Origin of the sequence: Plectonema radiosum NIES-515 (assembly GCF_025753815.1) — a bacterium.
GTDB classification, from domain to species: Bacteria; Cyanobacteriota; Cyanobacteriia; order Cyanobacteriales; family Nostocaceae; genus Hassallia; species Hassallia radiosum_A.
Genome location: NZ_JAOWRF010000319.1, coordinates 1 through 23,981, shown reverse-complemented (window position 1 = coordinate 23,981; position 23,981 = coordinate 1). Strand labels below are relative to the sequence as shown.

Genomic DNA, 23,981 nt, shown 5'->3' with positions numbered 1-23,981 from the left:
GTCCCCAAGGAGTCCCCAAGGAGTCTCCCTTGTCTCCCTTGTCTCCCTTGTCTCCCTTGTCTCCCTTGTCTCCCTTGTCTGCCTTGTCTCCCTTGTCTCCCTTGTCTCCCTTGTCTCCCTTGTCTCCCAAGGAGTCCCCAAGGAGTCCCCCAAGAAGTCCCCCCCTCTCCCCATCCCCCCCTCCTCTTCTGATATACTCTCGCAACAGACCATTAACAAAACCCGTCAGTCCAGAAAAGCCATTTTCTTTAGCTAGTTGGACAGTGGTATTAACAGCAGCTGATGGCGGAATCCGCTCTAGATAGCGCAGTTGATATAAACCTAGATGTAAAATGGTGCGGAGGTATGGGGGTTGTTGGTGGGATTTTTTTTTGCCGAGTTGGTCGATGAGAGCATCGAGAGTGCGCTGTCTTCTGGTGCTGCCATAAACTAAGTCTGTCAGCAAACGGCGATCGCTCAACTCTTCATCAGATTGGCGTTGGTGAAGCCCATTACAGGCATCGCTCAATTTAACTTTTTGCAACACTCGATCGAGGGCAACATCAGCATAAGCCCCCTTGTGAACCTCTCGCAAGGCAAGAAAAGCTAGTTGACGGGAGTTAATCATATAATACATATCGACCGTTCTTTTATTATGCGTTGCCCAAAATCCTTGTAGAGACGCGAAATTTCGCGTCTCTACGTCTTTTCTACCAGATGTCTAATAGACATCGACCGCTATGCTTATTATGCGTTGCCCTAAACCCTTGTAGAGACGTAGCACAGAATAGTCTCTACATTGTTTTCTGGAGATATCTAATATATATTTTAAATTTTCTAGTGTGCGAGCGTACCGCCTAATTAGCAACAGGCAATTTTACACTCACCCTCGTACCACCTACCACCTCAGACTGAATAAATAATTCTCCACCATGAGCATTGATAATGCGTTTAGTAATAGCAAGTCCTAAGCCTGTACCAGTAGATTTTGTCGAGAAAAACGGCTGAGTGAGCTTTGATAGAACTTCTGGGGGAATTGGCTCGCCGCCATTGCAGACATGAATGCAGACTTGATCGACGCAGGAATAATCTACTTCACATTTGACGACATCTCCTGGTGAGACAGCCTCCCAAGCATTGCGAACAATATTAATAAAAACTTGTTTAAGTTTATCCTTATCTCCCAGGAATTTCACTGCTCTGGAAGCCGGAATAAATTCGATTTTTCGTGATAATGCTTCTGGCATTTCGCAAAGAGTTACTAGCAACTCATTTAAAAATTCATTTACATCCAATTCACACAATTGCAATATCTGGGGTTTAGCGTAAAGCAAAATTTCACTTAACAATCGTTCTAGACGACTGGCTTCATTCACCGCTAAGGATAATCGCTCTTGAGCAGCTTCACTCAAAAGGTTTTTTTGAGAATACTTTAATCCCATAATTGTGGTAGTCAGGGGATTACGAATCTCATGTACAATTATGGCGGCAAATTCACCGATTGCTGCCAGCCGTTCTTGTTCTACAAGCTTGGCTTGCGCTACCCGCAGTTCTTGGGTACGTTGTTCTACCTTTGCTTCTAGAACTTGATTAAATTGGCATTGTTGCTGATAAAGATGATAATGGTCTATTGCTGTAGCTGCGCGATCGGCAAACAGTTCGGCAATTTGAATTTCTTCTTTTGTAAACTCCCGTGCCTGCTGATGAAAAGCGCAGATAGTACCAATAACTTCACCTTGGGCAGTTCGTAACGGTATTCCTAAATATGAACAATAACCTTCGGGAACTTCTCCATAATCTGGATATTTAAGAGCATCTTCTACTGTTAATAACTGACCCATTTCTATAACTGTGCCAGTTAGCGAACCATGTAGTGAATAAACATGCTCACCGTCACCCATATCAATACTGCTTGCTAGTACCTTCTCAAAACCTTTCTGGCATAGCGTCACTACTGTCCAATCTACTTTAATTAGGTCACTAATTCCGTTGGCAATATTGTGTAAATAACTACTTAGTTCGCCAGTTCTGTAGTTTAAAGAAGACAAAAGTGCCATTGCCTGCTGCTCGTGCTGCCATTGCTGTTTATCAAACGAAATTTTATCTTCACTCTTCTTGCTCATTGATGCTTATTGTATGGTGAGCGCAAAGTAAGGTGAGAATTGACACTTTTTGAATTATTCGTAGTGTCGTTGTGACTTTGCATAATTTGCTATGCAGATTTTACTAGATAAGACTGATGTTAGTATACATGAATTTTCTGAAAATTCACATTTCTAAACATTAATTTACATAGTGAGGAAAATTAAATATTATTTTTAGCTGAGAAATTGATAAGAACTTTCTAAACAAAATATCAGCTTTTTTCAGGTCAATCCTTAGAAAATTATAATCTGTAGACTAATTTTCCCGCCAAAATGAATTATAGTCAGCAGCAAAAGTTACATGATTAATTGATATAGCTATGCTCGAAAGTTTGGGAAGAATTCAAAATCCATTAGTCAGAAGTGTAACAGCAGCGGCTACAGTTTGTTCAGTCGCAACTTTAGTCGCAGGTTTGATAATTGGTGGGACAAATACCAAAGATAAATTAGCATATCAGCTTGGTGTATATTCCACACTTTTTGGGACGGGTTGCGGTGCGGTATTTGGTTTGGTTTATAAAAGTACAAATCCGGAAAAATCGCCAAAAATTAGTGAAAATCAATCGATATCTGACAATAATAGCTGGACAGATTGGCGAAATTTTGTAGTTTTTCGCAAGGTGAAAGAAAGCGAAGAAATTACCTCTTTTTACTTAAAGCCCGAAGACAATAGCGAAATTCCTAACTTTCAACCGGGTCAATTCTTGACAATCAAACTTGATATACCTGGACAAAATAAGCCTGTAATTCGCACCTACTCGCTTTCTGATTATCCTCAGCCTTGTGAATATTATCGTCTATCGATTAAGCGAGAACCTGCTCCTCAAGATTTAGATGTGCTGCCTGGTGTAGCATCTAATTTTATGCACGATCGCATTCAAGAAGGCTCGATAATTCCGGCAAAACCACCAAGCGGTAAGTTTGTTTTCGATGTACAAAAGTCCATCCCTGCCGTACTAATTAGTAATGGTGTAGGAATTACTCCCATGCTTAGTATGGCTTCATCTGCAACTTACCTCAAGCCTAATCGCCCCATTTGGTTTGTGCATGGTGCTAGGGATGGCAGATTCCATGCTTTTCGAGAGGAGGTGATGGCGTTGGCGAAGCCCACCGCAGGTATCCCTCAAGAACATCCTAACCTAAATGTGCATTTTCGATACAGCCGTCCCAGAACTGAAGATGAAGGACACTACCAAAGCATTGGTTATGTTGATGCTGCTTTAATTAAAGACTTAATTGAGCAAGATGCTGAGTATTTCCTATGTGGTTCTCCATCTTTTATGCAGTCGATTATGGAAGGACTCAAGGAATCGGGAGTGCCTAAAAACCGAGTCTTTTTTGAATCTTTTGGTAAACCGATGCCTGTATCTTCTTCTAATCAAACCTCTACAGCAAGCGTCGGTAATAATGTTCAACAAGCGGAAATTGTCTTTGCTAAATCGGGCAAAACCCTAACTTGGAAGCAAGGAGATGGCAACATTCTGGAATTTGCCGAAGCGAATGATATTAATCCACCCTTTAGCTGTCGTGCAGGTATTTGTGGAACTTGTATGTGCAAAATCAGTACAGGTGAAGTTAATTATGAAGAAGAACCAAGCGCAACAATTGATGAAGGTTCGGTGTTGATTTGTATTTCTCAACCTGGGAGTTCTAGAGTTGTGCTGGATATTTAGCCTCTTTCTTCATCGCGATCGCTCGGTAACATAATCCAAGTTATTTTGCTCAAACGCTACCAAATCTCCTCAACAACTCCTCACGGGATAATTCGAGTAAGAAGCGGCTATACTCTTGCGGAGGTAACTGTAATAATTGTCGGGTCATGCGATCGCCAGCATATTATCACAAATCCTACTTTTAGGGTGCCCAGCTTCGCTAATTTCGTGACGCAAACTAAGCGTACAGGACGCACAGACGAGTATAGAGTTACTCCTGCCAGTGACTGGGTTCCCAAAAAAGAACTAGACGAAATCCGTAAAGCTATTGCCGGAAAATCCCCAAAAACATCTATCGATGAAGAAACGGAGATTGATTGATCGCGATCGCGCGTCATAGGCTTGAGGCATAATGCGTTAAGCGTGCTTTAGTTTGCGGCTTGACAAATTTCCTCTACCTGGTTTAAGAGTAAAAATATGACAGCGCATATTCTGTTAGTGGAAGATGAAGTTAAATTAGCGCGATTTGTAGAATTAGAATTGAATAGCGAAGGTTACACTGTTAGTGTGGCGCATGATGGTGTCACAGGTTTAACACTAGCGCGAGAATCATCGCCAGATTTAGCAATTTTAGATTGGATGTTACCAGGGCTAACAGGATTAGAAATCTGTCGTCGTCTGCGAGCGACGGGTAGCTCAGTACCAGTGATTTTGTTGACAGCAAAAGATGAAGTAAGCGATCGCGTTGCCGGTTTGGATGCGGGAGCCGATGATTATGTAGTTAAACCCTTTAGTATTGAAGAATTACTAGCAAGAATTCGCGCACATTTACGCCGCACTCAAGAAACAGATGAGGATTTATTGCAGTTTGAAGACTTAAGTTTAAATCGCCGCACTCGTCAAGTCTATCGGGATAAACGAGCAATTGAACTAACAGCAAAAGAATTTGATTTATTAGAATATCTTCTTTGCCGTCCCCGTCAAGTGTTCACTAGAGACCAAATTCTAGAGAAAGTTTGGGGTTATGACTTTATGGGTGATTCTAATATTATCGAAGTTTATATTCGTTATTTGCGCCTCAAACTAGAAGAAAAAAACGAAAAACGCTTGATTCATACTGTGCGTGGTGTGGGGTATGCTTTGCGGGATATTTAGACATCGACCGCTATGCTTATGATGCGTTACCTGAACCCCTTGTAGAGACGCGAAATTTCGCGTCTCTACAACGAAATTTCACGTCTCTACAACGAAATTTCGCGTCTCTACAACGAAATTTCGCGTCTCTACAACGAAATTTCACGTCTCTACAACGAAATTTCGCGTCTCTACATTCATTTAGTATTTAACAAGTGGCGATCGCACTCCAAGATTCAGGATTTTCTCAGATCCATCTCGCCCTGATTTCATCACAGAAGTATAGTATTGTTAATGGTGCTTTCATTACAGTGATGTTATTATGACCAAACTGAGAAGCTCCCATCGTCAAAGCTTTAGAATTAGTGGACAAACCTATCTCTGGCTAGCCATTTCGATTTTTGGTGCATCTAGCGCAGTGACGCGGAAGATAACAGAAATTGGTGCCGAGAACCTTATCGGGGGTACTAATCCAATTTCTCTTTGTAATGTTTTGTTCGTCGGAAATCTCTGTGCTTTAATAATTCTCATAACAATTTATTGGCGAGATTGGAACAAAGTAGCTTTGAAGCAACTTTCATTTAAGAATTGGTTTAATCTGACGATAGTAGCAATTTTATCTGGAGCGATTGCCCCTGGTTTAATTTTTCAGGGATTGGCGTTAACTCAAGTTAATAATATCGTTTTAGTTGGACGTTTAGAACCACCTTTGACTTTAGCTTTATCTGTTTGGTTGTTGAAAGAACGAGTGAATATTTGGCAAGTTGTGGGAGCGATCGCCTCTTTTATTGGTGTTATCTTAACTATCACCCTTCAACCCCCGACAAATGCAATGATGATGAGTGCGGGAGGTTTCCATATAGGTGTTGGAGAACTTCTGGCTGCGGTTGGATCTGTAGCTTTATCCGTCTCTATAGTTATTACCATAAAATATCTCTTGCAGATACCCGCAGGAATTTACAGTATTTTTCGTACCGCTTTAGGAACTGTAATATTTTTCTTTTTGGCTTTAAGGCTTTATGGTGGTGACCATTTTATGAATGCATTCTCACCATTTTTGTGGCGATGGATGTTTGCTTATGCTGGGATAATTGTCGTAGTCGGTCAGTCATTTTGGATTAGGGGATTGAGAGCTTGTAGCGTATCTATGGCTTCTTTAGCTAGCTCGTTTATCCCCATCATCGGCATCTTGGCAGCTTATTTAATTTTAGCCGAAGCCCCAACACAGGCTCAATATCTTGGTGGTGGTGTGATTTTATTTGGTATATTTTTAAGTCAAGTTGGTATTTGGCGTCAATCTTCTACAGAAGAAAAGCAAACAATAGAAAACAAGATTGGATTTAAGGGAATTTAATATTACAAGAATTAGATGGATGGTAGTGCGATCGCGTTCTCTTAAGATGCTAATGGCAAAGGAATTAACGATTAGGCGATCGGTGAATATGCCCAAACAATTGATTCTAACTTATCAATCCAATCTAGCACACTACAAAATCCATTAAGCTGTTGCGGTTACAATTTCACTTCCTTTGCCTCCCCCCCCTCTCCCTCAACGATAAATGTTAATTGCCTCACAGCTTATCACCAAAACCATCTTGCTGTAACAGCCTACTTCGATCGATCCTTTTTTTGTTGAATTTGTTTTAGATCCTTGAGCAATTGAATCACATAAATATCAAATCCTATATTTCTTTTTTCAAATGATTCAATCACAAGTGAATGAAAAAAATTGATGACATGACTTATCAAGCGAATACCTAGAGGTCTTAAATGTCCACCTTCTAAATGATTATGAAAATTTTTATGTGGTATTTTTCTAATATTAATAAACCATTCACAAGTTGATTTAGCAATCTTATCTGACTTGAAATCAATTAACCCCAGGAGATTAAATAGATCGCTCTCTTTGATTAAACTATAGGTTTCTTCGGGAGTTGGTTTCACACCCCAGCCAATCTTATCGAACAAATTCGCCAAAAATTTCGGTCTAATTGCGCTGGACGTGTCACTAATATCAGGAGCTAATAAGATAGATACCTGCCCTTTAATAAAGATACTGGCAATTTTCACATCCCGACCGACGTAAAGATGAACTAGTTTGCGAACTTCAACAATCTTTTGCGTCAATTCATCAACAAGAATGCTAATATCTGCAATAACACTTTGGATTTGTGCCTCATCGGAAGTATTAAACATCAGCTTGCGAATGAACTGTTCTAAAACTTGAGGCTGATTCGGTAGAGAAGTAAATGCTTCTAACAAACAGATATATTTACAGCCAAGGCTGTGTCCAATCCAATAAAAGTTCTTATCATCTAGATAGGGTTCATAATCATAGCCCTCAAAACTTGCCATTCTCACAAGTTCTGGCAAAATTTCATATTGTTCTCTGATGAGAAAACCAGCTTCTAGATAATGATTAAAAGTAAAATTAAACGGGAGGAGGACAATTGTATACCCCTGCTCAAATAAAGACTGAATTAGATAGCGATAGAAAAGCATGGGAGCAAACGTACCAAAAAAAGCCCCCGCTACAAATTGAATTACACCTTGAGGTTGTGGATGAAGTGCAACCCAACTGTGAGAAACTGGTTGAAATCTCAGTTTTGGATTCATATTTTTTATTACCTGGCAATATCAAAAATCAGAGGTTTGTAGATATCTTGACTTGGTTGTAGATTTATTTATCAACATTTATGCAATACCTACGAAAATCTATTTTCCAGTAGCTGTGAGATACTACTGGAAAATAAAATCCGGTTTGAATTACTTGCTTATAGTGTTGGAATGAAAAGTACCTGTCCAGCTTCTATCACTTTAGGGTCAGCTCCAATCACATTTTTATTAGCCTCGTAAATGACTGTGAACTTATTGCCATCTCCATAAACTTTTTCAGCTATTGAGAATAAAAAATCTTTGGGTTGCACAACATATGTTGCACCCGCTATCGGATCTTTACTCAGTTTGAAATTAAAAAGAGAGCTTCCAGTTGCTGTCGGAAGATCGTAAGCAATTTGATCGAGTCCAACATCACTAAAATTAGCAGCACTCAAATCCTTATAGAATGTTCCTCGCAACTGGGGTGTTACTAAAAGTTGTGCTGAGTCTGACTTTGATTGCGACGAAACAAAAAGTTCCACATATCCACGAGATTCAAAGTTGGTATCTTTAAGCAATTGTGGCTGGGAAATAAAATCAGGCTGCAAAATAACTAAACTTGTGGCATTTTTAGGAATCGTAAACGTTAACCGTGCTTTGTTACGTTCTGGAGTGAGTATAGGAATGAGTTGAGCTGGTGAGTTGTTGCCAGGAAAAATATTTTTGCCGGTTATATCAACAGCATCGATAAAGTCTCGAAAACTCTTAGGTAGTCCAACTGTAGTGTCTTGTGGAAACTCTAGTGTGAATATCAGAGATGCTATCACATCAAAAGAGTTTGTATTCGCAATAGTTAAGAAATAGCCTTCGATAACTGCACGACTAAGTTTTGAGATATCCATACCTCCTGGAAAAGATGGGGCATCTTTAGGAAATTGTGGCTTAAGCAGAACTTCAAAGGTTGAAATAAGCATGAGTTACTAATCCTGATTGTGTAAGTTTTATCCGACGTATTTGTGAGCAACAAAAAATTAGGTTTCACGCATTGATAGAAGTTTACTTCTGTCGTTTAACCGCTACCTACTTTAGTGAAGGTTTTAATTTTAGTTGCAAAGCTTTCTTTCTCTATTTTTAATAGGTGTGAACCAAATCAAGTTATGCAATGATTGGACTAGAAAAGATATACAATAGCGGCAATGGTTCAATAACAGCGCTCTGGAAGGCTTGAGTAATATTGCTTACCTAGTTCTCGGTAGTGACTAAGGAAAAGCAGATAATTTGAGGATTGAGCGCAAAATACCTCTCCCTTCTTTTATTCCTCTGGTTCTGGAGCGGTTCGTCCCGTTCGTGAAGGAGTAGGTAAGTTATTAATAAAAACTTTTGCCAGGAGTCCAATAACTTATAACTAAGACAGACTAAATATGAAAATTTGGCAAGCTGATTTTTATCGTCGTCCCCAAGCGGATGCATTTTGGCAATTGTTGATTTGTGACGCAACTCGCAGCTTTGAATATCAAGCTAGCTGTCTTCAATCAGAAGCAAATTCTACTTGGGTTGGGGAGCAAATTCAATTAGCATCTGGGGAACATCTACCAGATGTAATTCAAGTATTTCGTCCCCAGTCTTTAAGTTTAATTGAAGCTGCTGGACGCAACTTGGGAATAAATGTCGAAGCAACTAGACGCACTTTGGCTTTGAAGCAGTGGTTACAAGAAGAATATCCTTTAGCGCTGGATAAACCACCCCCAACACCATTACCAGAAAATCTCTGGGGTGAAAAATGGCGTTTTGCGACTTTGATCGCTGCTGATATTGAAGAAGCATTTAGCGATCGCCCAATTCCCATTTTACATATGCCAGAATATCTCAAACCGATTAATCTCGGTTTACCCTCAACACTGCCCGTCCCAGGTGTGATAATCTATGGTGGAAGGCAATCGATGCGCTTGGTGCGGTGGTTACAACAAGTCCGTCCCGTGTCGTTTTCTTACATGACTGGCGCCCCGGATGGTTTAATATTAGAAGCTGGTTTGGTAGATAGATTCATTGTCGCGACGTTTACAGATCCAGAAGTTGCCGCTTCTGCTCAAATGTTTGAACAGCGCAAACAACAAAGTAAAGGGTTGCATTTTTTGTTAGTTCAACCTGATGATTCCGGGATGACTTATACCGGATTTTGGTTATTACAGACAGAATAAGCGATTTCAGTAAAGAATTAAGGAACCGCAGATGAACGCACCCTCGACGCAGATAAATCTGTACTTGATTCAAACGAGAAGCGCTATATTTATGAAGTAGAATTAGTGCAATATGGAAAGCGATCGCTCAAATTTATCTGTTTGTTCTTGACCATCATACAATGTTTTCCTAATCAATTCTTCAGCCACAGCTTTTACTACATTAATGCTCACAGAATTTCCCAATTGATAATAAGCTTTATCATCGTTGGGATGCAATATAAAGCTATCGGGAAAACCTTGTAAACGTGCGACTTCACGAGGAGTCAGTCGTCGCACTCTGTGATTATGATATACTCCTAACCGATTAGCATCACTAGCAACCACAGTTACAGAAATCTTACTTGGATCGACAAATTTATAAACCTCAAAAGAAAAGTTGCCAGATACAGGTTTATATTTATCATTAATCAGCTTGAGATATTTCTTAGCAACCAACGCATCTAATATCTCTTCTAAATTAGGATGCTCAAAAAAACTAGCTATTTGCTTCTTAGTTAACAACTTACCATCTTGTTCTTGACCAAATTCTTTATTCCGTCTTTTTAAAATAAAACGGTTCATTAATTCAATTTCAACTACACTACACTTTCCCCGCAATCCTAATTGCCACGAATGAATCGAATTTCCCCCACGATAATCAATTAATCGCACTCCATGCAATCGATTTAAATCTTGGTTGTAGATTTGTTTTAAAGCATTGACAAATTGGGGGGAACAATCATACTTTCTCTCTGGATTATCTTCCAAAATATCGGCAACAGTAACATATTTTTTGGATGAGTAAAATAAAGATAGTTGCTGAGTATTGTAGGAGTGAGAATCTTGAAAACCAACATCACAAATCAAGTCAAAGTTAGGAGAAGCATTCAAAATGCCTAATAGATAAACTCGGACACGGTTTTGCGGTAAACCAAAGTTAGCACTGTTGAGCAAAAAAGCATCAAAGCTGTAACCTCTCTTTTTAATCTCATGCTTAATCGTTGCTAAGGTATTACCGTTATCATGGCTATAAAGTCCTCGGACATTTTCAAACAAAAAAGCTTGTGGTTGATATGTGTCGAGTAATTTGGTAATTTCAAAGAATAACGTTCCTCTTGTATCTCCGAAACCTTCTTTTTTACCAGCATGAGAAAAAGACTGACAAGGAAACCCAGCTAATAAAAACTCATGTTCTGGGAGTTTATCTATCAGGTGAATGTCACCTAAAGGCTTGTGTTGAAAGTTTTTTTCATATACTAATTGAGCATCTGGGTTAATTTCGCTACTTAATACGCATTCGGTTTTTATATTTAAAGAATTAGCAGCTTCTTCAAAAGCTAATCTAATTCCCCCGATTCCGGAAAATAAATCTACAAACCGAATTTTTGGCATAAATACAAATTAGTCTTTTTCCCCCACTACAAAACACGCTTTTATATCATTTTCCTTTAACCCGCGATTGCTTGATCATGTCAACCAACGTATGATGAGCATCTTGGGCATCTGCTAAAGTATGGTCGAATTGAATGCGAACTGGTACAGCTTCTCCATTCACTTGGGCTTTCAAATCCATACCTTGAGCATCGATTGCCAGCATTTCTGCTGCTGTCGCATCCGCTAACCCAGCAAAAGCTTGAGCGTAAAGAACTATAGCATCAGCATGATCCTGGTTCATGTGATTGCAGATGCGTGAGCTAATTTCAGTTGAGAATTGTTCAGACACGGCTTGACTCCTTGTTGATGCTAATGGGATTGTAAACTAAAGAATGACCAACAGTATCCTAATTTACTATAGTACAGACGTTCCGGCGGAAATATAGTAGAGACGTTCCGGCGGAACGTCTCTACAAGAGCGGTATACTCTAATAATAGTGAAAACTGCTGTAATTTAATTATTCAGAATAACTAGTTTTTTTTATACAAATTATCAAATTATTGATGGTGCCAGCTAAGTATTCTAATAAGAGTGCTTGCCAGGGGTGGAAATGTTCGCCGATCGCTTGAGACGTAGCTTTTTGAGAAGCGATCGCTTGTCAACCGCATTGATTAATTTTCCGGAAATAAAAATAAAAGAGATGAAATATTTTTTACCTGTGAATCCGAAATTTATTTAGGTAAAACTGTAGCTTAATTAAGCAGAGTTATTCCAGCCAAAAATCGATGAGTGAAATCAAGCACCGCCGGATTGTAATTGGGGATGTGCATGGTCACTATGATGCTTTAATGATATTGTTGCAGGCGATCGCCCCGGACTCAGACGATCAAGTCTATTTTCTCGGAGACTTAATTGATCGTGGACCTCAGAGTAGACACGTCATAAATTTTGTTAAAGAAAATCGCTATCACTGTCTGCTTGGCAATCACGAGCAGATGTTCTTAAATATTCTGACTTCTCGATCCATCACCCCCGAAATTATGCAATCATGGCTTGAAAGTGGGGGACAAGCCACTGTAGCCAGTTATCAAGAAGGGATTATTCCTCACGATCATCTTGAATGGTTGCTAAGTTTGCCTACATATCTGGACTTAGGAGATGTTTGGTTATCTCATGCTGGTGTCGATCCGTTAATCCCTTTGGCAAAACAAACAGCCGATCAGTTTTGCTGGGTGCGAGATGCATTTCACAGCATGAAAAAGCCCTACTTTGCAGATAAACTGATTATTGTCGGTCACACCATCACCTTTACTTTACCTGGCGTTGCGCCTGGGTTACTAGCACAAGGACCCGGATGGTTAGATATAGATACAGGAGCTTATCATCACCGCAGTGGCTGGTTGACGGGACTCGACATTACCAATAACCTAGTTTATCAAGTCAACGTCAACCAGCTTTGTGTTCGCACTCTGCCCTTAGAGGAAGCTGTGACGAACATCAATCCGGTGGAAATTGGGTACAAGGGGGACTGCGTGATCAAGGGGGACTGCGTGATCAAGGGGGACAGGGGGACTGCGTGATCAAGGGGACTCCTTGGGGAGAAGGGGACTCCTTGGGGACAGGGGATTTTAACGTAAAGGTCGAATATTTGCTTTATAAGCTGCACCATCCAATCCTTCACCGCGATTGCTAGGTTGAGAGTTAATGGAACGTTTGAGCGCTTCAATGCGATCGCCTGTTGCTGGGTGCGTACTTAAAAATCCTGGTGTAGAACCCTTTGATACTAATTTTTGCATAAAAGCAGGCATCGCTGACTGTGCATAACCACTGCGTGTCAAAGTTTTTAATCCTCTTTGATCGGCATCAAATTCATTTTGACGACTGCGGGGAAGGTTTCTCGCTACTTGCACACCAAGAGCTACCGCTTGATTTCGATCTAAACCTGCTGCTGTTAACAGTCCACTTTCAAGTGCTTTTTGCCGCATCTGTTTGAGTGCGTGCTTTCCACCAATGTGACCCATTTCATGACCGATTACACTTGCTAGTTGGGCTTCATTGTCTGCGGCTTTGATTGTACCGATGTTGATATAGACAAAGCCTCCCATTGTCGCAAAAGCGTTAATACCGTCATCATCAACCACTTGGAAAGTATAGGGAATATCTGGACGATCGCTATATGGCACTAAACGCTGTCCAATTTGCCGGACGTAGTTATTTACTTGTGAATTACGATAAAGACGAATATCACTGCCTTGTAATTGCTGATTGATCTGTTTACCAAGATCCACTTCTTGGGAATCGGATATATTAGAAAGCTGAAATAACTGAGCACCTTGCAAAATGAGAGGCAATAAATCTATAGCCTTGCCTGGTAGAGGTGTATTCAAGCAAAGACTCAAGGCAACTACTACCGAAATCAACGGATAAATCAAGCGATGTCGCCAAAAACCGTAATTTACTAAGCCTTTCCAATTCATCATAATCCGGCACAGCTGAGTATTTTAGGAGAACGTAAAACTAGAGGACGGATTTATGCAATTCTAAGTTGCATTTTACTTAATACTAAACTGGGCGCGATCGCTCAATTCGCCGCAAAACATGAGTCAAAAAGGCTGGCTAACTACAAAAAACATTCTCTAAGGCTTTTATTCTCACAGCAACTAAAAATTGTCACCTAGTCCTTTTCACTTTGGTTTGCACTTCTTTTGGGCACGTCATGATACACTGTCGCATGACCGAGAATCCCAGCCGCTTTTAGAACAAGCAACTCCTGGTAAGCGGTTCTATACTATACACGGCGTTGCAACAATCAATTATTCCGCTATTAAGAATTGAAAACTGGTTATGGCTCTTTTAGATTCCAAAGGTCGCTTATTCGGTAAAATCAACCTTCTCGATTTCGGTGCCACGCTGGTAATCTTACTAGTAATATTCGGCATCTTTGTCTTTCCGGGAACTTCTGGTTCTGTTGCTCAAATTAACTCTAAAACAGTACCAATTGAGGTAGATTTAGTTGTTCGAGGATTGAATGTACGCGACCCGCAACAGTTATATGAAAGAGGGTTTGCAAAAGGTGGAAAAACTAACATTATTATCCGCAATCAACCCTACGGTCAAATTGCGATTAAATCTATTCAAGAATTACCCAGAACTTTAGCAGTTCCTCAATCTGATGGTTCGATCAAAGAATTGCCTGATCCTAGAGGTAACAATTTTAGTCGAGATATGCTTTTGACTTTAGAAGGCAAAGCGAATATCACTGAAACTGGACCAGTTTTAGGTAATAGTAAAGTTAAAATTGGGATGCCTTTTGAGTTAGAAGGTTTTAATTACAACTTTAATGCTACTGTGATCGATTTAAGATTCAAAGACAAGTAATACCAAGACAGGTTTATTACATATGATGTAGAGACGTAGCACATGCAACGTCTCTACAAGGATTTCGGATTTTTTATTAATGTCAATTAAACGGACATTGAAAATGTAGGACAGATGCAGATCCCCGACTTCTTAAAGAAGTTGGGGATCTTTTGGAATTTGTGGACTGCTATATATTGATCAACTATTCAACAAAGGCAAAAATCGCCGAATTAAACCAATAGTCACCGCAGGCAATTCTAGCTGTGGGGTTAATCCGACATTTTCCAACTCTAGAAAAACGCGAATTGCTTGGGGATTCATTTCTGCGAGACGACGACCAATTTCTGGACCAGTAAACTGCGATTTTTGCCCCCAAATTATCGCTGTGGGAGTTGTCAATTGTTGAATGTAAAGCGATAAGTCGAAGCACAAATCACCACGCACAAAAGACAGCGCTGCATATTCAGCATTCGGCTGACGTGCAGATTCTAAATAAGCTTCGACAATTTCTGAGTACACGCGACTAGATTCGGCAAATTGCCGTTGTTCTAAGAAATTGCGAATACCAGAACTAGTAGCAATTCCTGTAGTATACAGCAAGCGATCGACAATGGGAACGCTGACAATTTGGGCAAAAATGCTGCGGGAGTAGTCTTGGCCAAAGTCGGAAAGTCCGGCAGGTAAAGTGAGAATCAGCGACTTGAATAAATCAGGATGAGCGATCGCTACTCGAATTGTAAACGCTGCTGTCAGCGAAGAAGCAATTACTGTCACCGGTTCTGTACAAGTCTGCTCTAAAAACAAACCTATCGTCGTTATATAATCATCAATCTGATAATTTCGCGCTGGATGCTCAGATTTACCCCATCCGATCAAGTCTGGTGCTATTATTCTATACTCGGCAGCAAAAGCAGGATAAACTTTTGACCACTCATACGCAGAAGAACCACCACCAAAGCCATGCAGAAACACTAAAGTTTCTTTTTGTGTGCCGGCAGTTATCTCATCCTCATAAGGCAAACCAACATTTGTATAATATACTACTCTGCCCAGCGACGTATTTACAGAGCGTTGCTCAAATCCCAATGGCTGAAACATAGATGTTTTGTGTTTTCTGTTATAGTTCCTAAACGCCAATGATAGTTGCTTCATCTGTCCCTAACACTTAGGGTGTGGAATTGAAATTTCCCACTATTCTTATCATCGACGAACAGAGAACTTTACAACCTCTCACCTACGTCTGATTAAGTAAATGTAAAACTAGTGCCTTACTTGTAAAGACTTTGTGATTTTTTTTTCAGTTTCTACAAAGATTGATGCTCGAAAATACCGTCACTAAAGGTTTTCTCTTTGTAGCGGGTATTACTTAGAATAGAGGTAATTGATAAATTATTTATGTTATTATGTCAGAAATATTACCGATAGTTTTGAGTATGAAGAATACTCGAATTTTTCATTAATATCACTTAATAACTCTAGTTCTGCACCGAGAAATAATCAATCCGATGTAGCTAGTAACTAAAATATTCTCTAGGCAATGGTAAAGCGGGGCATCATGATAAAGGAGGCTACTCTTCAATCGAATAAAGTACCAACGTTTGAAGACTGTAAATTCTTACGTGGGAAATACATAAGTATTGAAAAACAAACAATAGATTCAGCTTTGCCAAGTCAAAATAAAATAGATATTGACGAAGAACAGGTAGCTGTACCTACTTGTATTTGTTTGAATTTAGAAGATTTGAAATGCTTTGAAGCTGTGGAGCGACAATATGAGCAGTGGGGTGTCATATTTAATAATTCTATCGCCATACAACCCTCAAACCCTGCATTTCCCGCTCATTCGGGGGTGACAGTGTTGATGGGGGCACCCAAAAGCGGATTTTTAGAAGCTACTTTCCTGCGTCCTGTCTGCTCCGTTAGTACGTTTGTCACAAGTTCGCAGCGGTTAGTACTTTGCGCTTACGATCAAAACAACCAACTACTCACCCAAACAGCACTACCAGCAGCTAATCTTGCCAACTCTGACTCGGCGCTGCCCCCCAGCACGTTATTATCTTTAACAGCGAATGACATCCACCGCATTACCTTCAACACTTTTGATGGTCAATTCATCATTGATGACTTTAGTTTCTGTTTTTAAAACAAAACTGTAAAAACTCCTTGACAAAATCGTTATATCAGACTAATTATAGGTATCTTTTTAGAGTATATTGATTGTGAACTAGACCCCAGATATCAGTGAAAACTGATATATTAAGCAATCTTGTAATTCCCTTAGGTAAACACTGTGGCAGAGGCTTCATCTTCTTGGCAGCAATTGCTCAACCAGCTTGCAAAGTGGTCGCTTTTATTCAAGACAGGGAGAGCCACAAAGCAACGAAATTTTCAACCATACCGAGAACCTGGAGGATACTTAGGGTTTTTGACAATTGTCATTGCGATGCTTTTGTGGAACTGGAAACTGCTGTTGGCAATTATTGTCGGCGTTGGGATAATGGTTTTAGTCTACTCAATGCAGCGGTGGGATTGGCGATCGCATTGGTCAAAAATTCGTAAATTATTTAACAGTCCCAACCGTCGGTTAGCTTTATCAGTTACAAGTGGTGGTATTGCCACCCTCAGCACTTACATGGCTGCTGCTATTTGGGTTGACTCCAACAGTCCTTGGATTGCGGCGGGTGCAATTTTGCAAGCTTTGGGCACACTATTAACTATAATTTTATTAGTGTGGCAAATCGTCAGCTTTTACAGCATTCGAGAAGAAGAACAACTAGATCGGTTATTGCTCACCTTGACAGAACAAGACCCCCTGAAGCGTTTGATTGCGCTGCGTCGGCTCACCAAATTCGTGACCAATAACCGCATTGACTCTTCTGTACAGCAAAATATTAGCGAATGCTTGCGACTTTTTATTAGTCGTGAAAAAGAAGTCATGATTATTGAAGCTGCTTTTGAGAGTTTGCAAGCACTAGATTTAGTAGAACAAATATCATCTGGTCTGGCAACTCCTTTGAAGCCTCTCTCCACCAAAGTCAAACAGCATACATACGGCACCCTATCGATCTAATCGAATACACGTAGAGACGTAGCACAGAATAGTCTAATCAAGGAGAGGGGTTTTATACATGTACGAACTAAGGAGTGAAATCTGCTGTATTAGTTAATGGATAGTGGATGGTGGATAGTGGATAACTATTGACCATTGACCGTCAACGCTCTAAGCAACTACTTTCGATACAACTGACCATTACGAACTTGTACCACAGGATGATTGCACCGTCGCACCAACTGTTCATCGTGAGTGGTAACAATTACCGTTGCTCCAAACGAGTTTAACTTCTGGAGAATTTGCATCACTTGCCAAGAATTATCAAAATCGAGATTTCCAGTTGGTTCATCTGCCAAAATTAGCGGTGGTGTAGCGACGATCGCTCGTGCAATACTCACCCGTTGTTGTTCCCCCCCAGAAAGTTGATCGGGAAAGCAGTGAGCTTTGGAAAGTAAACCTACCAACTTTAAAGTTGGTTCTAAGCGGCGTAGAATTTCCTTCCGGGTATATCCTTGAGCTTGCAAGACAAAAGTGACATTTTCCGCCACAGTCCGCTGGGGAATTAGCTTGTAGTCTTGAAATACAATGCCAATACGTCGGCGCAAAAAAGACAAGCGATCGCCTTTCATCGTTGCCACATTACACTCATCAACAATCACCTCTCCTTGTGTTGGCAACTCCTCACCATACAGCAGTTTTAACAGCGTTGATTTACCCGAACCACTAGGACCAGTAATAAACAGAAAATCTCCCTGTTTTACCGACAAATTCAAATCAAATAACGCTTGAGAGCCATTGTGATAAGTTTTTGTCACCGAGCGCAACTCCACCATCGGCACAGTACTTTTACTGCGTCCTTGAGTTTCTTTCTCCTGAAAATGAACAGATTTTTCAGTGGTTTCTTTCGGTGTTAATACTGGCATTGCTGGATTTTCCCCACACATTAGCTTTAAAATAAGGATTCCCAGGCAGAACCTAGGAATCACAAATTCAACACCAAAAACTCCAAATTTATCATTTCACACGATTGTAGAGACGTTTCGCTGGAACGTCTTTACCAAGGTTTGATTGTAGAGACGTTTCGCTGGAACGTCTTTACCAAGATTTTATAGCCCACGAAGGTGGGCTTTGTTTGTATAGCCCCAGACTTCCAGTCTGAGGGCTATTTCTTGGCGCAGGGCGATTTTTAACTAATTGCACCTCTTGCCGTTAACCGATAAACTACAGCTTTCCAAGCAAATTCTGGCAAAGCTAACATGCGGCGCCAACGCCAAGGTTCTTGATAAAGCCGATACAGCCATTCGAGATTATTATCTCCCAACCACGCAGGAGCGCGAGATTTCGTCCCCGACCAAATATCAAAACTACCACCAACGCCGATCCAAATTGCTTGAGGACACAAATGTCGGTTTTGAGCAATCCATAACTCTTGACGCGGCACTCCCAAACCGACAAAAATCACTTGAGGCTGTAATTGGCTAAGAGTTTGTCGTAATTTTTCTTCTTCTTCTTCTGAATGGTAACCGGAGTGAGTACCTGTTATACGCAATTTCGGTAATTGAGAAAGCCAAAACTCTGCGGCTGTCGCAGCCAATGACGGTGCACCTCCATAGAAAAAAACTTTTGCCTCAGTATGACGCTCAACTTCTTGCAACAGTTTTTCTGCTAGCTCAATTCCTGGACAACGTTGTATTTTTTGCCTTAATAGTAACTGTAAATACAGAACTACCCCCGCTCCGTCTGGAATCACTAATTCAGCAGCTTGAATCACCTTAGCTAAAGATGTATTCCGCTCTGCTTGCATAGTCATTTCTGCATTCAGCGTTACCACATGAGTTCCCTCACCTTGTTGCAGTCGCTCTAGCAACCAGTTGGGATAGTTAGTCATTAAATGAATCGGTAGTCCCAAAACCGAAAAGACTTTATAGCGTTTAGACATACCCTATTCTTGATTAGCCTCACACCAAGTTCATCGAACGATAGTCTATCAAATTTGTTCCAAATTCCCCATCAAGAACGCCACAGACGTTCCTAGTCACGTCTCTACTCCATCTCCCTATTCCCCATGCCCCATTACCGTTAAACTAATTGATATTGAGTGCTTCTAGTTGTCCCAAAGCAGTCCTGATTTTATTGTTAGCCATGTTCGCATAAGAAAAAATACCATACTTCACGGGCAATCTTCTTATGTATTTGACTTCCAAAGCACCTTGATATGTTTTTCAGATGTTTTAAAACTGCATCTGCTACGACTTTTTAGCAAACTCAATTTTACAGTTAAGGTAGTGTAACGGGCGGAAGTTGATTATGAGTAAAATTCGTGTAGCTCTGATTGAAGATCATGACCTAACCCGTGTGGGTATTAAAACAGCACTACTACAAAAGGATGAAATTGAAGTTGTCGGCGAAGCTGCGACTGCGGCGGAAGGAATGAAAATGTTAAAAACGTTACATCCAGATATCGCCATTATAGATATTGGTTTACCAGATAAGGATGGCATTGAGCTGACACGCGAAGTAAAATCTACTGGTAGTCAACAACATTTAGAAACCAAAGTGTTAATTTTGACATTGCGGGATAATAAAGAAGCGGTGCTGGCAGCTTTTGCGGCTGGGGCTGATTCCTACTGCATGAAGGATATCGGGTTTGATAATTTACTTGAAGCAGTGCGAGTAACTTACAATGGCAACTCTTGGATTGATCCAGCGATCGCTCGCATAGTTTTACAACAAGCACAACAAAATACATCCAAGCCAGAAGTGCCATCAGTGGATAGTAAAGGCTTTCCCCTAAAGCAAGATCAAAGTGAAAATGAAGAAATTATTGACCCATACACCCTGACAGAAAGAGAGTTAGAAGTGTTACAGTTGATAGTCGAAGGTTGTAGTAATGCATTAATCGCCGAAAGACTGTACATTACCGTGGGAACGGTGAAAACTCATGTCCGAAATATTTTGAATAAGCTATGTGCTGATGACCGTACCCAAGCAGCAGTCAGAGCCTTGCGTTCTGGCTTAGTGGGATAAAATTAATCGCCAACCATAGCCAAGTTTGACGATTAAAGGTAAGTTTACACCTTTGAGGAATTTATACCTTTAAAGTGGGTATCTTCTCTTTAATGAGTTTTGACGATTAAAGGTAAGTTTACACCTTTGAGGAATTTATACCTTTAAAGTGGGTATCTTCTCTTTAATGAGTACTGACTTTTTTATTGTTTTGTTAATTATCAGGTGAGATAAATAATGCAAAATCTCACTATTAAAGAATCTGAAAAATAAAGTCAAATATGACTGAGACAGATGTAGGCAAACTAAAGCTGATGGTGGTGGATGATGAGCCAGATAACTTAGATTTACTCTACCGCACTTTTAGGCGAGATTTTCAAGTATATAGAGCAAGTCACGCACGAGATGCCATCGAAATCTTAGACAAAGAAGGCGAAATGGCTGTAATTATCTCTGACCAAAGAATGCCAGAGATGAACGGCACAGAATTTCTCAGTCGCACAGTAGATCGCTTTCCGGATACGATTCGGATTTTGCTGACAGGTTTTACTGATGTGGAGGATTTGGTAGACGCGATCAACTCCGGTCAGGTGTTTAAGTATATTACTAAACCCTGGAATCCCGATCGCCTGAAAGCAGTAGTCTGGCAAGCGGTTGATACATATCTGGTGTTGAAGAAACGCACCCACGAGTTGCGTCGCGCTTTGCGGCGAGAATCTTTGTTTAATGCGGTGACAACAGCAATTCGCGAGTCTCTCGACTACAGCGGTATGCTGCAACAGATTGTCGCCATTATTGGACAGACATTTGAAGCGACTTGTTGTTTACTCAAACCAGTAGAAAGCGATCGCCTGACTGTAGATGAGTACTCTTACCAAAATCCCAAAGTTTCCATCAAGTGTTGCACCTTTGACCCCAGCTTGTTGATTGAAAAAGTTCTTGAAACCCGTCAATATCAGCTATCTCAAGAGGTAGAAAACGGCTGCTGTCATCAACTAGTTGTACCTATAAGCTATCAGCAACAACTGTTAGCGGTTCTTGCTTTATATCAACAAGGACGCGAGAGTCCTTCTCTTCTCCTGTCGGAGAGGCTCCGCGAACGAGAGGCTTCTGTGCCAACGCCAACGGACACGCTAGCCAAGGGCGAAGGCCATCGCACTTGGCCAGATGAAGATATCCAGCTAATTACCGGAGTCGCCGAACAAGCAGCTTTAGCCCTCTCCCAAGCAAAACTCTATCAACGCTTGCAAGAAAAACAACAACAAATCAGCACCGAGTTAGAAGTTGCCCGCCAAATACAAAATAACCTGCTGCGCCAAAGCTTACCTCAAATCAAAGGCACGAAAATCCAAGCTTGCTGCTACCCTGCTCGCGAAGTAGGAGGAGATTTTTTTGAAGTTTTTGCTCATCCTAAAGGTGACTTGTGGTTAGCAGTCGGTGACGTTTCCGGCAAAGGTGTCCCGGCAGCTTTATTCATGTCAAGTGCTATTTCCGTTTTGCGCCGCGAATTATCTCTAGAATTGCCCCCACCGCCAAACGTAATTATGCAAAATCTCAACCATGCTTTATCTGAGGACTTGATCAGCAACAATTGCTTCATCACCCTTGTGTTAGCTTGTTATACCCCCACCACTAGGGAACTAGTTTACGCAAATGCCGGTCACATATATCCCATGCATTGGACAGCAAGCGCAAATTTGGCAGAAAATCCCAATTACCTCAAGGTACGCAGCATTCCTTTAGGGATTTTACCCAAATGGCAAGCACTGTCTGGTCAATTAGTTCTTTCTGCTGGAGATATGTTATTACTTGCCAGTGATGGTATTACTGAAGCAATGGTCTTAAACCAGACGCAGTTAAACAAAAAAACTGTGGATGGCACACAGCCAGCTAGCCATTCTATGTTGAATCAAGAAGGTCTTTGGCAACTCTTAAAAAGTGAGCCGAAACCACTTTCTCTCAACCATTTGCTAGCCCGCATCCAAGGAGACAACAACGTTCAAGAAGATGACCAAACTATTCTCTCACTGGAGGTTATGTAAGTAATGAAAAGTGAGCTTCATGTACCAAGTGATTTGAAGTTTTTAAGCATCGTGGAAAACTGGCTCCTAGGATGCTTAAAAATCCAGTTAGGAGAGACAGTTGATTGGTCACGGCTATCAAGTCGTTTGCGGCTAGCTTTGGTGGAAGCTTACTCAAACGCAGTACGTCACGCCCACAAAGATCAGCCCAATGCGCCAGTTTTAATTCGCTTGGAACTCAAAGACCAAGATATAGCCTTAGAAGTTTGGGATCGCGGTGAGGGCTTTGATATGTCTACCTACTTTCCTCCTGACCCACTGGACAAGCAAGAAGGCGGTTATGGTTGGCTGATTATGCATCGTTTAATGGATAAAGTGGAATACCAGTTGCAGAGTGATGGTGGTAACTGTCTCAAGTTAGAAATCACTGTGTCTGAATGAACTAGGCAAATAAGCCAGAAGGTTGAAAAAACTTTGCTCTCGTAGTGGGCACGTAGTGGGCAAATTAAGCGATAAATCGCTGACTACGTATTTTACATATTGAGAGTTGTTAACAAACTTAAAATTTTTCCTAAGTTTATTTGAGTTATAGCTTTTCATCATTAAATATTAAAACATTAACTCACATTTTGCCGATTTTGTGCCAAAAAAGCTCCCACCTTGATTGTCACCCAACGGGAGAATCAGTTCGACGGAACGGAAACGGTTCTTGCCGACTGATTCACCAAATCAGCAAAAAAATGAAAAGCACGCGTCATGATTTTTCCTATGGAAGTAGCCTTTTATTTGTCGCCACGCTATTGCCTTGATGATGAATCACCTTGGCTTGTAGGAATTGACCCCAGTCGTCATTACTGGATTGCAGTGAATGGAGATAGCAATCTGACAATAGCACTCCCTGGGTTAACAGTATCTTGCCTCAGTGAATTGAAGCAAGCGATGCAGCAATTTCGCTCACTCAGTCCTGGCAAACAAATGACTTTGAATAGAATTGCCAGTGCTTGCACGATTTACTGTGTCAGTCTCAACTGTTATGCTGTAGAAACTCAAATTAATGAAGCTTTAGTCTGGCATCTATTCGATCAAGAGACTTTAGATAGTTTGTTGATGACTGCACACCCAGATTGGCTGTGTGCAGCATCAGATATTGATTTAGGACGAAAAATGCTCCTGCGCTCTTTTGAGAAAGCGACAGTTACCAAGAGTTAGGAGTTGTTAGTTGTTGGTTGTTAGTTGTTAGTTGTTCGGTGTTAGTTGGAAGATCCCTAACTCCGCTCCTCCCCTCCTTGTAGAGACGCGAAATACGAAGTCTCTACAACTCCAAACCCCAAACCCCAAACCCCTAACTCCAAACCCCAAACCCCAAACCCCTAACTCCTAACTCCAAACCCCTAACTCCTAACTCCTAACTCCTAACTCCTAACTCCTAACTCCTAACTCC

At 40.8% G+C, this 23,981-nt stretch carries 23 protein-coding genes; 13 read left to right on the top strand and 10 right to left on the bottom strand.

Annotation, left to right across the window (positions count from 1 at the left end; genetic code table 11):
• Window positions 1-607: transcription antitermination factor NusB (locus OGM63_RS22660; RefSeq protein WP_318528526.1), on the bottom strand; the 607-nt coding region annotated here is incomplete at its 3' end.
• Window positions 608-836: 229 nt separating this feature from the next.
• The gene (locus OGM63_RS22655) at window positions 837-2,102 is read right to left on the bottom strand and encodes a GAF domain-containing sensor histidine kinase (RefSeq protein WP_263747922.1); all 1,266 of its coding nucleotides are present in this window, start codon (window positions 2,100-2,102) and stop codon (window positions 837-839) included.
• 341 nt (window positions 2,103-2,443) lie between these two features.
• Here OGM63_RS22655 and OGM63_RS22650 point away from each other — a divergent pair, with 341 nt between their 5' ends.
• The 4 genes from OGM63_RS22650 (at window position 2,444) to OGM63_RS22635 (ending at window position 6,263) form a co-directional block, all read left to right on the top strand.
• On the top strand, window positions 2,444-3,796 hold the full coding sequence (locus OGM63_RS22650; protein WP_263747921.1) for a 2Fe-2S iron-sulfur cluster-binding protein: 1,353 nt from the start codon (window positions 2,444-2,446) through the stop codon (window positions 3,794-3,796).
• Window positions 3,797-3,841: 45 nt separating this feature from the next.
• On the top strand, window positions 3,842-4,156 hold the full coding sequence (locus OGM63_RS22645; RefSeq protein WP_263747920.1) for a hypothetical protein: 315 nt from the start codon (window positions 3,842-3,844) through the stop codon (window positions 4,154-4,156).
• Window positions 4,157-4,252: 96 nt separating this feature from the next.
• Window positions 4,253-4,930: a response regulator transcription factor gene (locus tag OGM63_RS22640; RefSeq protein ID WP_263747919.1), complete on the top strand. Its 678-nt coding sequence runs from the start codon at window positions 4,253-4,255 to the stop codon at window positions 4,928-4,930.
• A gap of 301 nt (window positions 4,931-5,231) precedes the next feature.
• Window positions 5,232-6,263, top strand: coding sequence for a DMT family transporter (locus OGM63_RS22635; protein ID WP_263747918.1), 1,032 nt, complete (start codon window positions 5,232-5,234; stop codon window positions 6,261-6,263).
• A gap of 254 nt (window positions 6,264-6,517) precedes the next feature.
• On the opposite strand, the gene OGM63_RS22630 is transcribed toward OGM63_RS22635, so the two are convergent.
• Both OGM63_RS22630 and OGM63_RS22625 read right to left on the bottom strand, forming a co-directional pair.
• Complete coding sequence (locus tag OGM63_RS22630) at window positions 6,518-7,525, bottom strand: DUF1350 family protein (RefSeq protein WP_263747917.1); 1,008 nt, start codon at window positions 7,523-7,525, stop codon at window positions 6,518-6,520.
• Between the two features lie 158 nt (window positions 7,526-7,683).
• Entirely contained in the window at window positions 7,684-8,481 is a 798-nt protein-coding gene (locus OGM63_RS22625) for a LysM peptidoglycan-binding domain-containing protein (protein ID WP_263747916.1), read from the bottom strand.
• 447 nt (window positions 8,482-8,928) lie between these two features.
• Here OGM63_RS22625 and OGM63_RS22620 point away from each other — a divergent pair, with 447 nt between their 5' ends.
• Entirely contained in the window at window positions 8,929-9,705 is a 777-nt protein-coding gene (locus OGM63_RS22620; protein ID WP_263747915.1) for a Tab2/Atab2 family RNA-binding protein, read from the top strand.
• Window positions 9,706-9,807: 102 nt separating this feature from the next.
• Here the strand turns inward: OGM63_RS22620 and dcm are convergent, their stop codons facing one another.
• Together dcm and OGM63_RS22610 are read right to left on the bottom strand one after the other, a co-directional pair.
• The gene (dcm, locus tag OGM63_RS22615; RefSeq protein WP_263747914.1) at window positions 9,808-11,118 is read right to left on the bottom strand and encodes a DNA (cytosine-5-)-methyltransferase; all 1,311 of its coding nucleotides are present in this window, start codon (window positions 11,116-11,118) and stop codon (window positions 9,808-9,810) included.
• A 46-nt stretch (window positions 11,119-11,164) separates the two neighbouring features.
• Window positions 11,165-11,449, bottom strand: a complete 285-nt coding sequence (locus tag OGM63_RS22610) for a DUF2470 domain-containing protein (protein WP_263747913.1) — start codon at window positions 11,447-11,449, stop codon at window positions 11,165-11,167.
• A 446-nt stretch (window positions 11,450-11,895) separates the two neighbouring features.
• Here OGM63_RS22610 and OGM63_RS22605 point away from each other — a divergent pair, with 446 nt between their 5' ends.
• Complete coding sequence (locus OGM63_RS22605; protein ID WP_263747923.1) at window positions 11,896-12,681, top strand: metallophosphoesterase family protein; 786 nt, start codon at window positions 11,896-11,898, stop codon at window positions 12,679-12,681.
• Between the two features lie 48 nt (window positions 12,682-12,729).
• Here the strand turns inward: OGM63_RS22605 and OGM63_RS22600 are convergent, their stop codons facing one another.
• A complete protein-coding gene (locus OGM63_RS22600) occupies window positions 12,730-13,581 on the bottom strand; it encodes a M48 family metallopeptidase (RefSeq protein ID WP_263747912.1) in 852 nt (283 codons plus the stop codon).
• A 364-nt stretch (window positions 13,582-13,945) separates the two neighbouring features.
• On the opposite strand from OGM63_RS22600, the gene OGM63_RS22595 reads away from it, so the two are divergent.
• Window positions 13,946-14,479 carry a DUF4330 domain-containing protein gene (locus tag OGM63_RS22595; RefSeq protein ID WP_263747911.1) on the top strand — a complete coding sequence of 178 codons (534 nt, stop codon included), beginning with the start codon at window positions 13,946-13,948 and terminating at the stop codon, window positions 14,477-14,479.
• 180 nt (window positions 14,480-14,659) lie between these two features.
• Here OGM63_RS22595 and OGM63_RS22590 read toward each other — a convergent pair whose 3' ends face one another.
• Window positions 14,660-15,559 (bottom strand): alpha/beta fold hydrolase, encoded by a 900-nt coding sequence (locus tag OGM63_RS22590; RefSeq protein ID WP_263747910.1) that lies wholly within the window; start codon window positions 15,557-15,559, stop codon window positions 14,660-14,662.
• A gap of 565 nt (window positions 15,560-16,124) precedes the next feature.
• Between OGM63_RS22590 and OGM63_RS22585 the strand changes: the two genes are divergently transcribed.
• Window positions 16,125-16,604, top strand: a complete 480-nt coding sequence (locus OGM63_RS22585) for a hypothetical protein (RefSeq protein WP_263747909.1) — start codon at window positions 16,125-16,127, stop codon at window positions 16,602-16,604.
• A 147-nt stretch (window positions 16,605-16,751) separates the two neighbouring features.
• Window positions 16,752-17,531: a hypothetical protein gene (locus OGM63_RS22580; protein ID WP_263747908.1), complete on the top strand. Its 780-nt coding sequence runs from the start codon at window positions 16,752-16,754 to the stop codon at window positions 17,529-17,531.
• A gap of 158 nt (window positions 17,532-17,689) precedes the next feature.
• On the opposite strand, the gene ftsE is transcribed toward OGM63_RS22580, so the two are convergent.
• Window positions 17,690-18,436, bottom strand: a complete 747-nt coding sequence (ftsE, locus tag OGM63_RS22575; RefSeq protein ID WP_263747907.1) for a cell division ATP-binding protein FtsE — start codon at window positions 18,434-18,436, stop codon at window positions 17,690-17,692.
• Window positions 18,437-18,699: 263 nt separating this feature from the next.
• The gene (locus OGM63_RS22570; protein WP_263747906.1) at window positions 18,700-19,452 is read right to left on the bottom strand and encodes a WecB/TagA/CpsF family glycosyltransferase; all 753 of its coding nucleotides are present in this window, start codon (window positions 19,450-19,452) and stop codon (window positions 18,700-18,702) included.
• Between the two features lie 368 nt (window positions 19,453-19,820).
• On the opposite strand from OGM63_RS22570, the gene OGM63_RS22565 reads away from it, so the two are divergent.
• From OGM63_RS22565 to OGM63_RS22550, 4 genes are all read left to right on the top strand, one after another.
• Window positions 19,821-20,540 (top strand): response regulator transcription factor, encoded by a 720-nt coding sequence (locus OGM63_RS22565; protein ID WP_263747905.1) that lies wholly within the window; start codon window positions 19,821-19,823, stop codon window positions 20,538-20,540.
• Window positions 20,541-20,800: 260 nt separating this feature from the next.
• Window positions 20,801-22,561: a SpoIIE family protein phosphatase gene (locus tag OGM63_RS22560; RefSeq protein WP_263747904.1), complete on the top strand. Its 1,761-nt coding sequence runs from the start codon at window positions 20,801-20,803 to the stop codon at window positions 22,559-22,561.
• A 3-nt stretch (window positions 22,562-22,564) separates the two neighbouring features.
• Complete coding sequence (locus OGM63_RS22555) at window positions 22,565-22,981, top strand: ATP-binding protein (protein WP_263747903.1); 417 nt, start codon at window positions 22,565-22,567, stop codon at window positions 22,979-22,981.
• A gap of 315 nt (window positions 22,982-23,296) precedes the next feature.
• Window positions 23,297-23,749, top strand: a complete 453-nt coding sequence (locus tag OGM63_RS22550; protein ID WP_263747902.1) for a hypothetical protein — start codon at window positions 23,297-23,299, stop codon at window positions 23,747-23,749.
• Window positions 23,750-23,981 lie beyond the last annotated feature (232 nt).

Coding starts and splice junctions, on each gene's coding strand:
- OGM63_RS22655 (WP_263747922.1), bottom strand. CDS start 2,102: ATGAGCAAGAAGAGTGAAGATAAAATTTCGTTTGATAAACAGCAATGG.
- OGM63_RS22650 (WP_263747921.1), top strand. CDS start 2,444: ATGCTCGAAAGTTTGGGAAGAATTCAAAATCCATTAGTCAGAAGTGTA.
- OGM63_RS22640 (WP_263747919.1), top strand. CDS start 4,253: ATGACAGCGCATATTCTGTTAGTGGAAGATGAAGTTAAATTAGCGCGA.
- OGM63_RS22635 (WP_263747918.1), top strand. CDS start 5,232: ATGACCAAACTGAGAAGCTCCCATCGTCAAAGCTTTAGAATTAGTGGA.
- OGM63_RS22630 (WP_263747917.1), bottom strand. CDS start 7,525: ATGAATCCAAAACTGAGATTTCAACCAGTTTCTCACAGTTGGGTTGCA.
- OGM63_RS22625 (WP_263747916.1), bottom strand. CDS start 8,481: ATGCTTATTTCAACCTTTGAAGTTCTGCTTAAGCCACAATTTCCTAAA.
- OGM63_RS22620 (WP_263747915.1), top strand. CDS start 8,929: ATGAAAATTTGGCAAGCTGATTTTTATCGTCGTCCCCAAGCGGATGCA.
- dcm (WP_263747914.1), bottom strand. CDS start 11,118: ATGCCAAAAATTCGGTTTGTAGATTTATTTTCCGGAATCGGGGGAATT.
- OGM63_RS22600 (WP_263747912.1), bottom strand. CDS start 13,581: ATGATGAATTGGAAAGGCTTAGTAAATTACGGTTTTTGGCGACATCGC.
- OGM63_RS22595 (WP_263747911.1), top strand. CDS start 13,946: ATGGCTCTTTTAGATTCCAAAGGTCGCTTATTCGGTAAAATCAACCTT.
- OGM63_RS22590 (WP_263747910.1), bottom strand. CDS start 15,559: ATGTTTCAGCCATTGGGATTTGAGCAACGCTCTGTAAATACGTCGCTG.
- ftsE (WP_263747907.1), bottom strand. CDS start 18,436: ATGCCAGTATTAACACCGAAAGAAACCACTGAAAAATCTGTTCATTTT.
- OGM63_RS22570 (WP_263747906.1), bottom strand. CDS start 19,452: ATGTCTAAACGCTATAAAGTCTTTTCGGTTTTGGGACTACCGATTCAT.
- OGM63_RS22565 (WP_263747905.1), top strand. CDS start 19,821: ATGAGTAAAATTCGTGTAGCTCTGATTGAAGATCATGACCTAACCCGT.
- OGM63_RS22560 (WP_263747904.1), top strand. CDS start 20,801: ATGACTGAGACAGATGTAGGCAAACTAAAGCTGATGGTGGTGGATGAT.
- OGM63_RS22555 (WP_263747903.1), top strand. CDS start 22,565: ATGAAAAGTGAGCTTCATGTACCAAGTGATTTGAAGTTTTTAAGCATC.
- OGM63_RS22550 (WP_263747902.1), top strand. CDS start 23,297: ATGATTTTTCCTATGGAAGTAGCCTTTTATTTGTCGCCACGCTATTGC.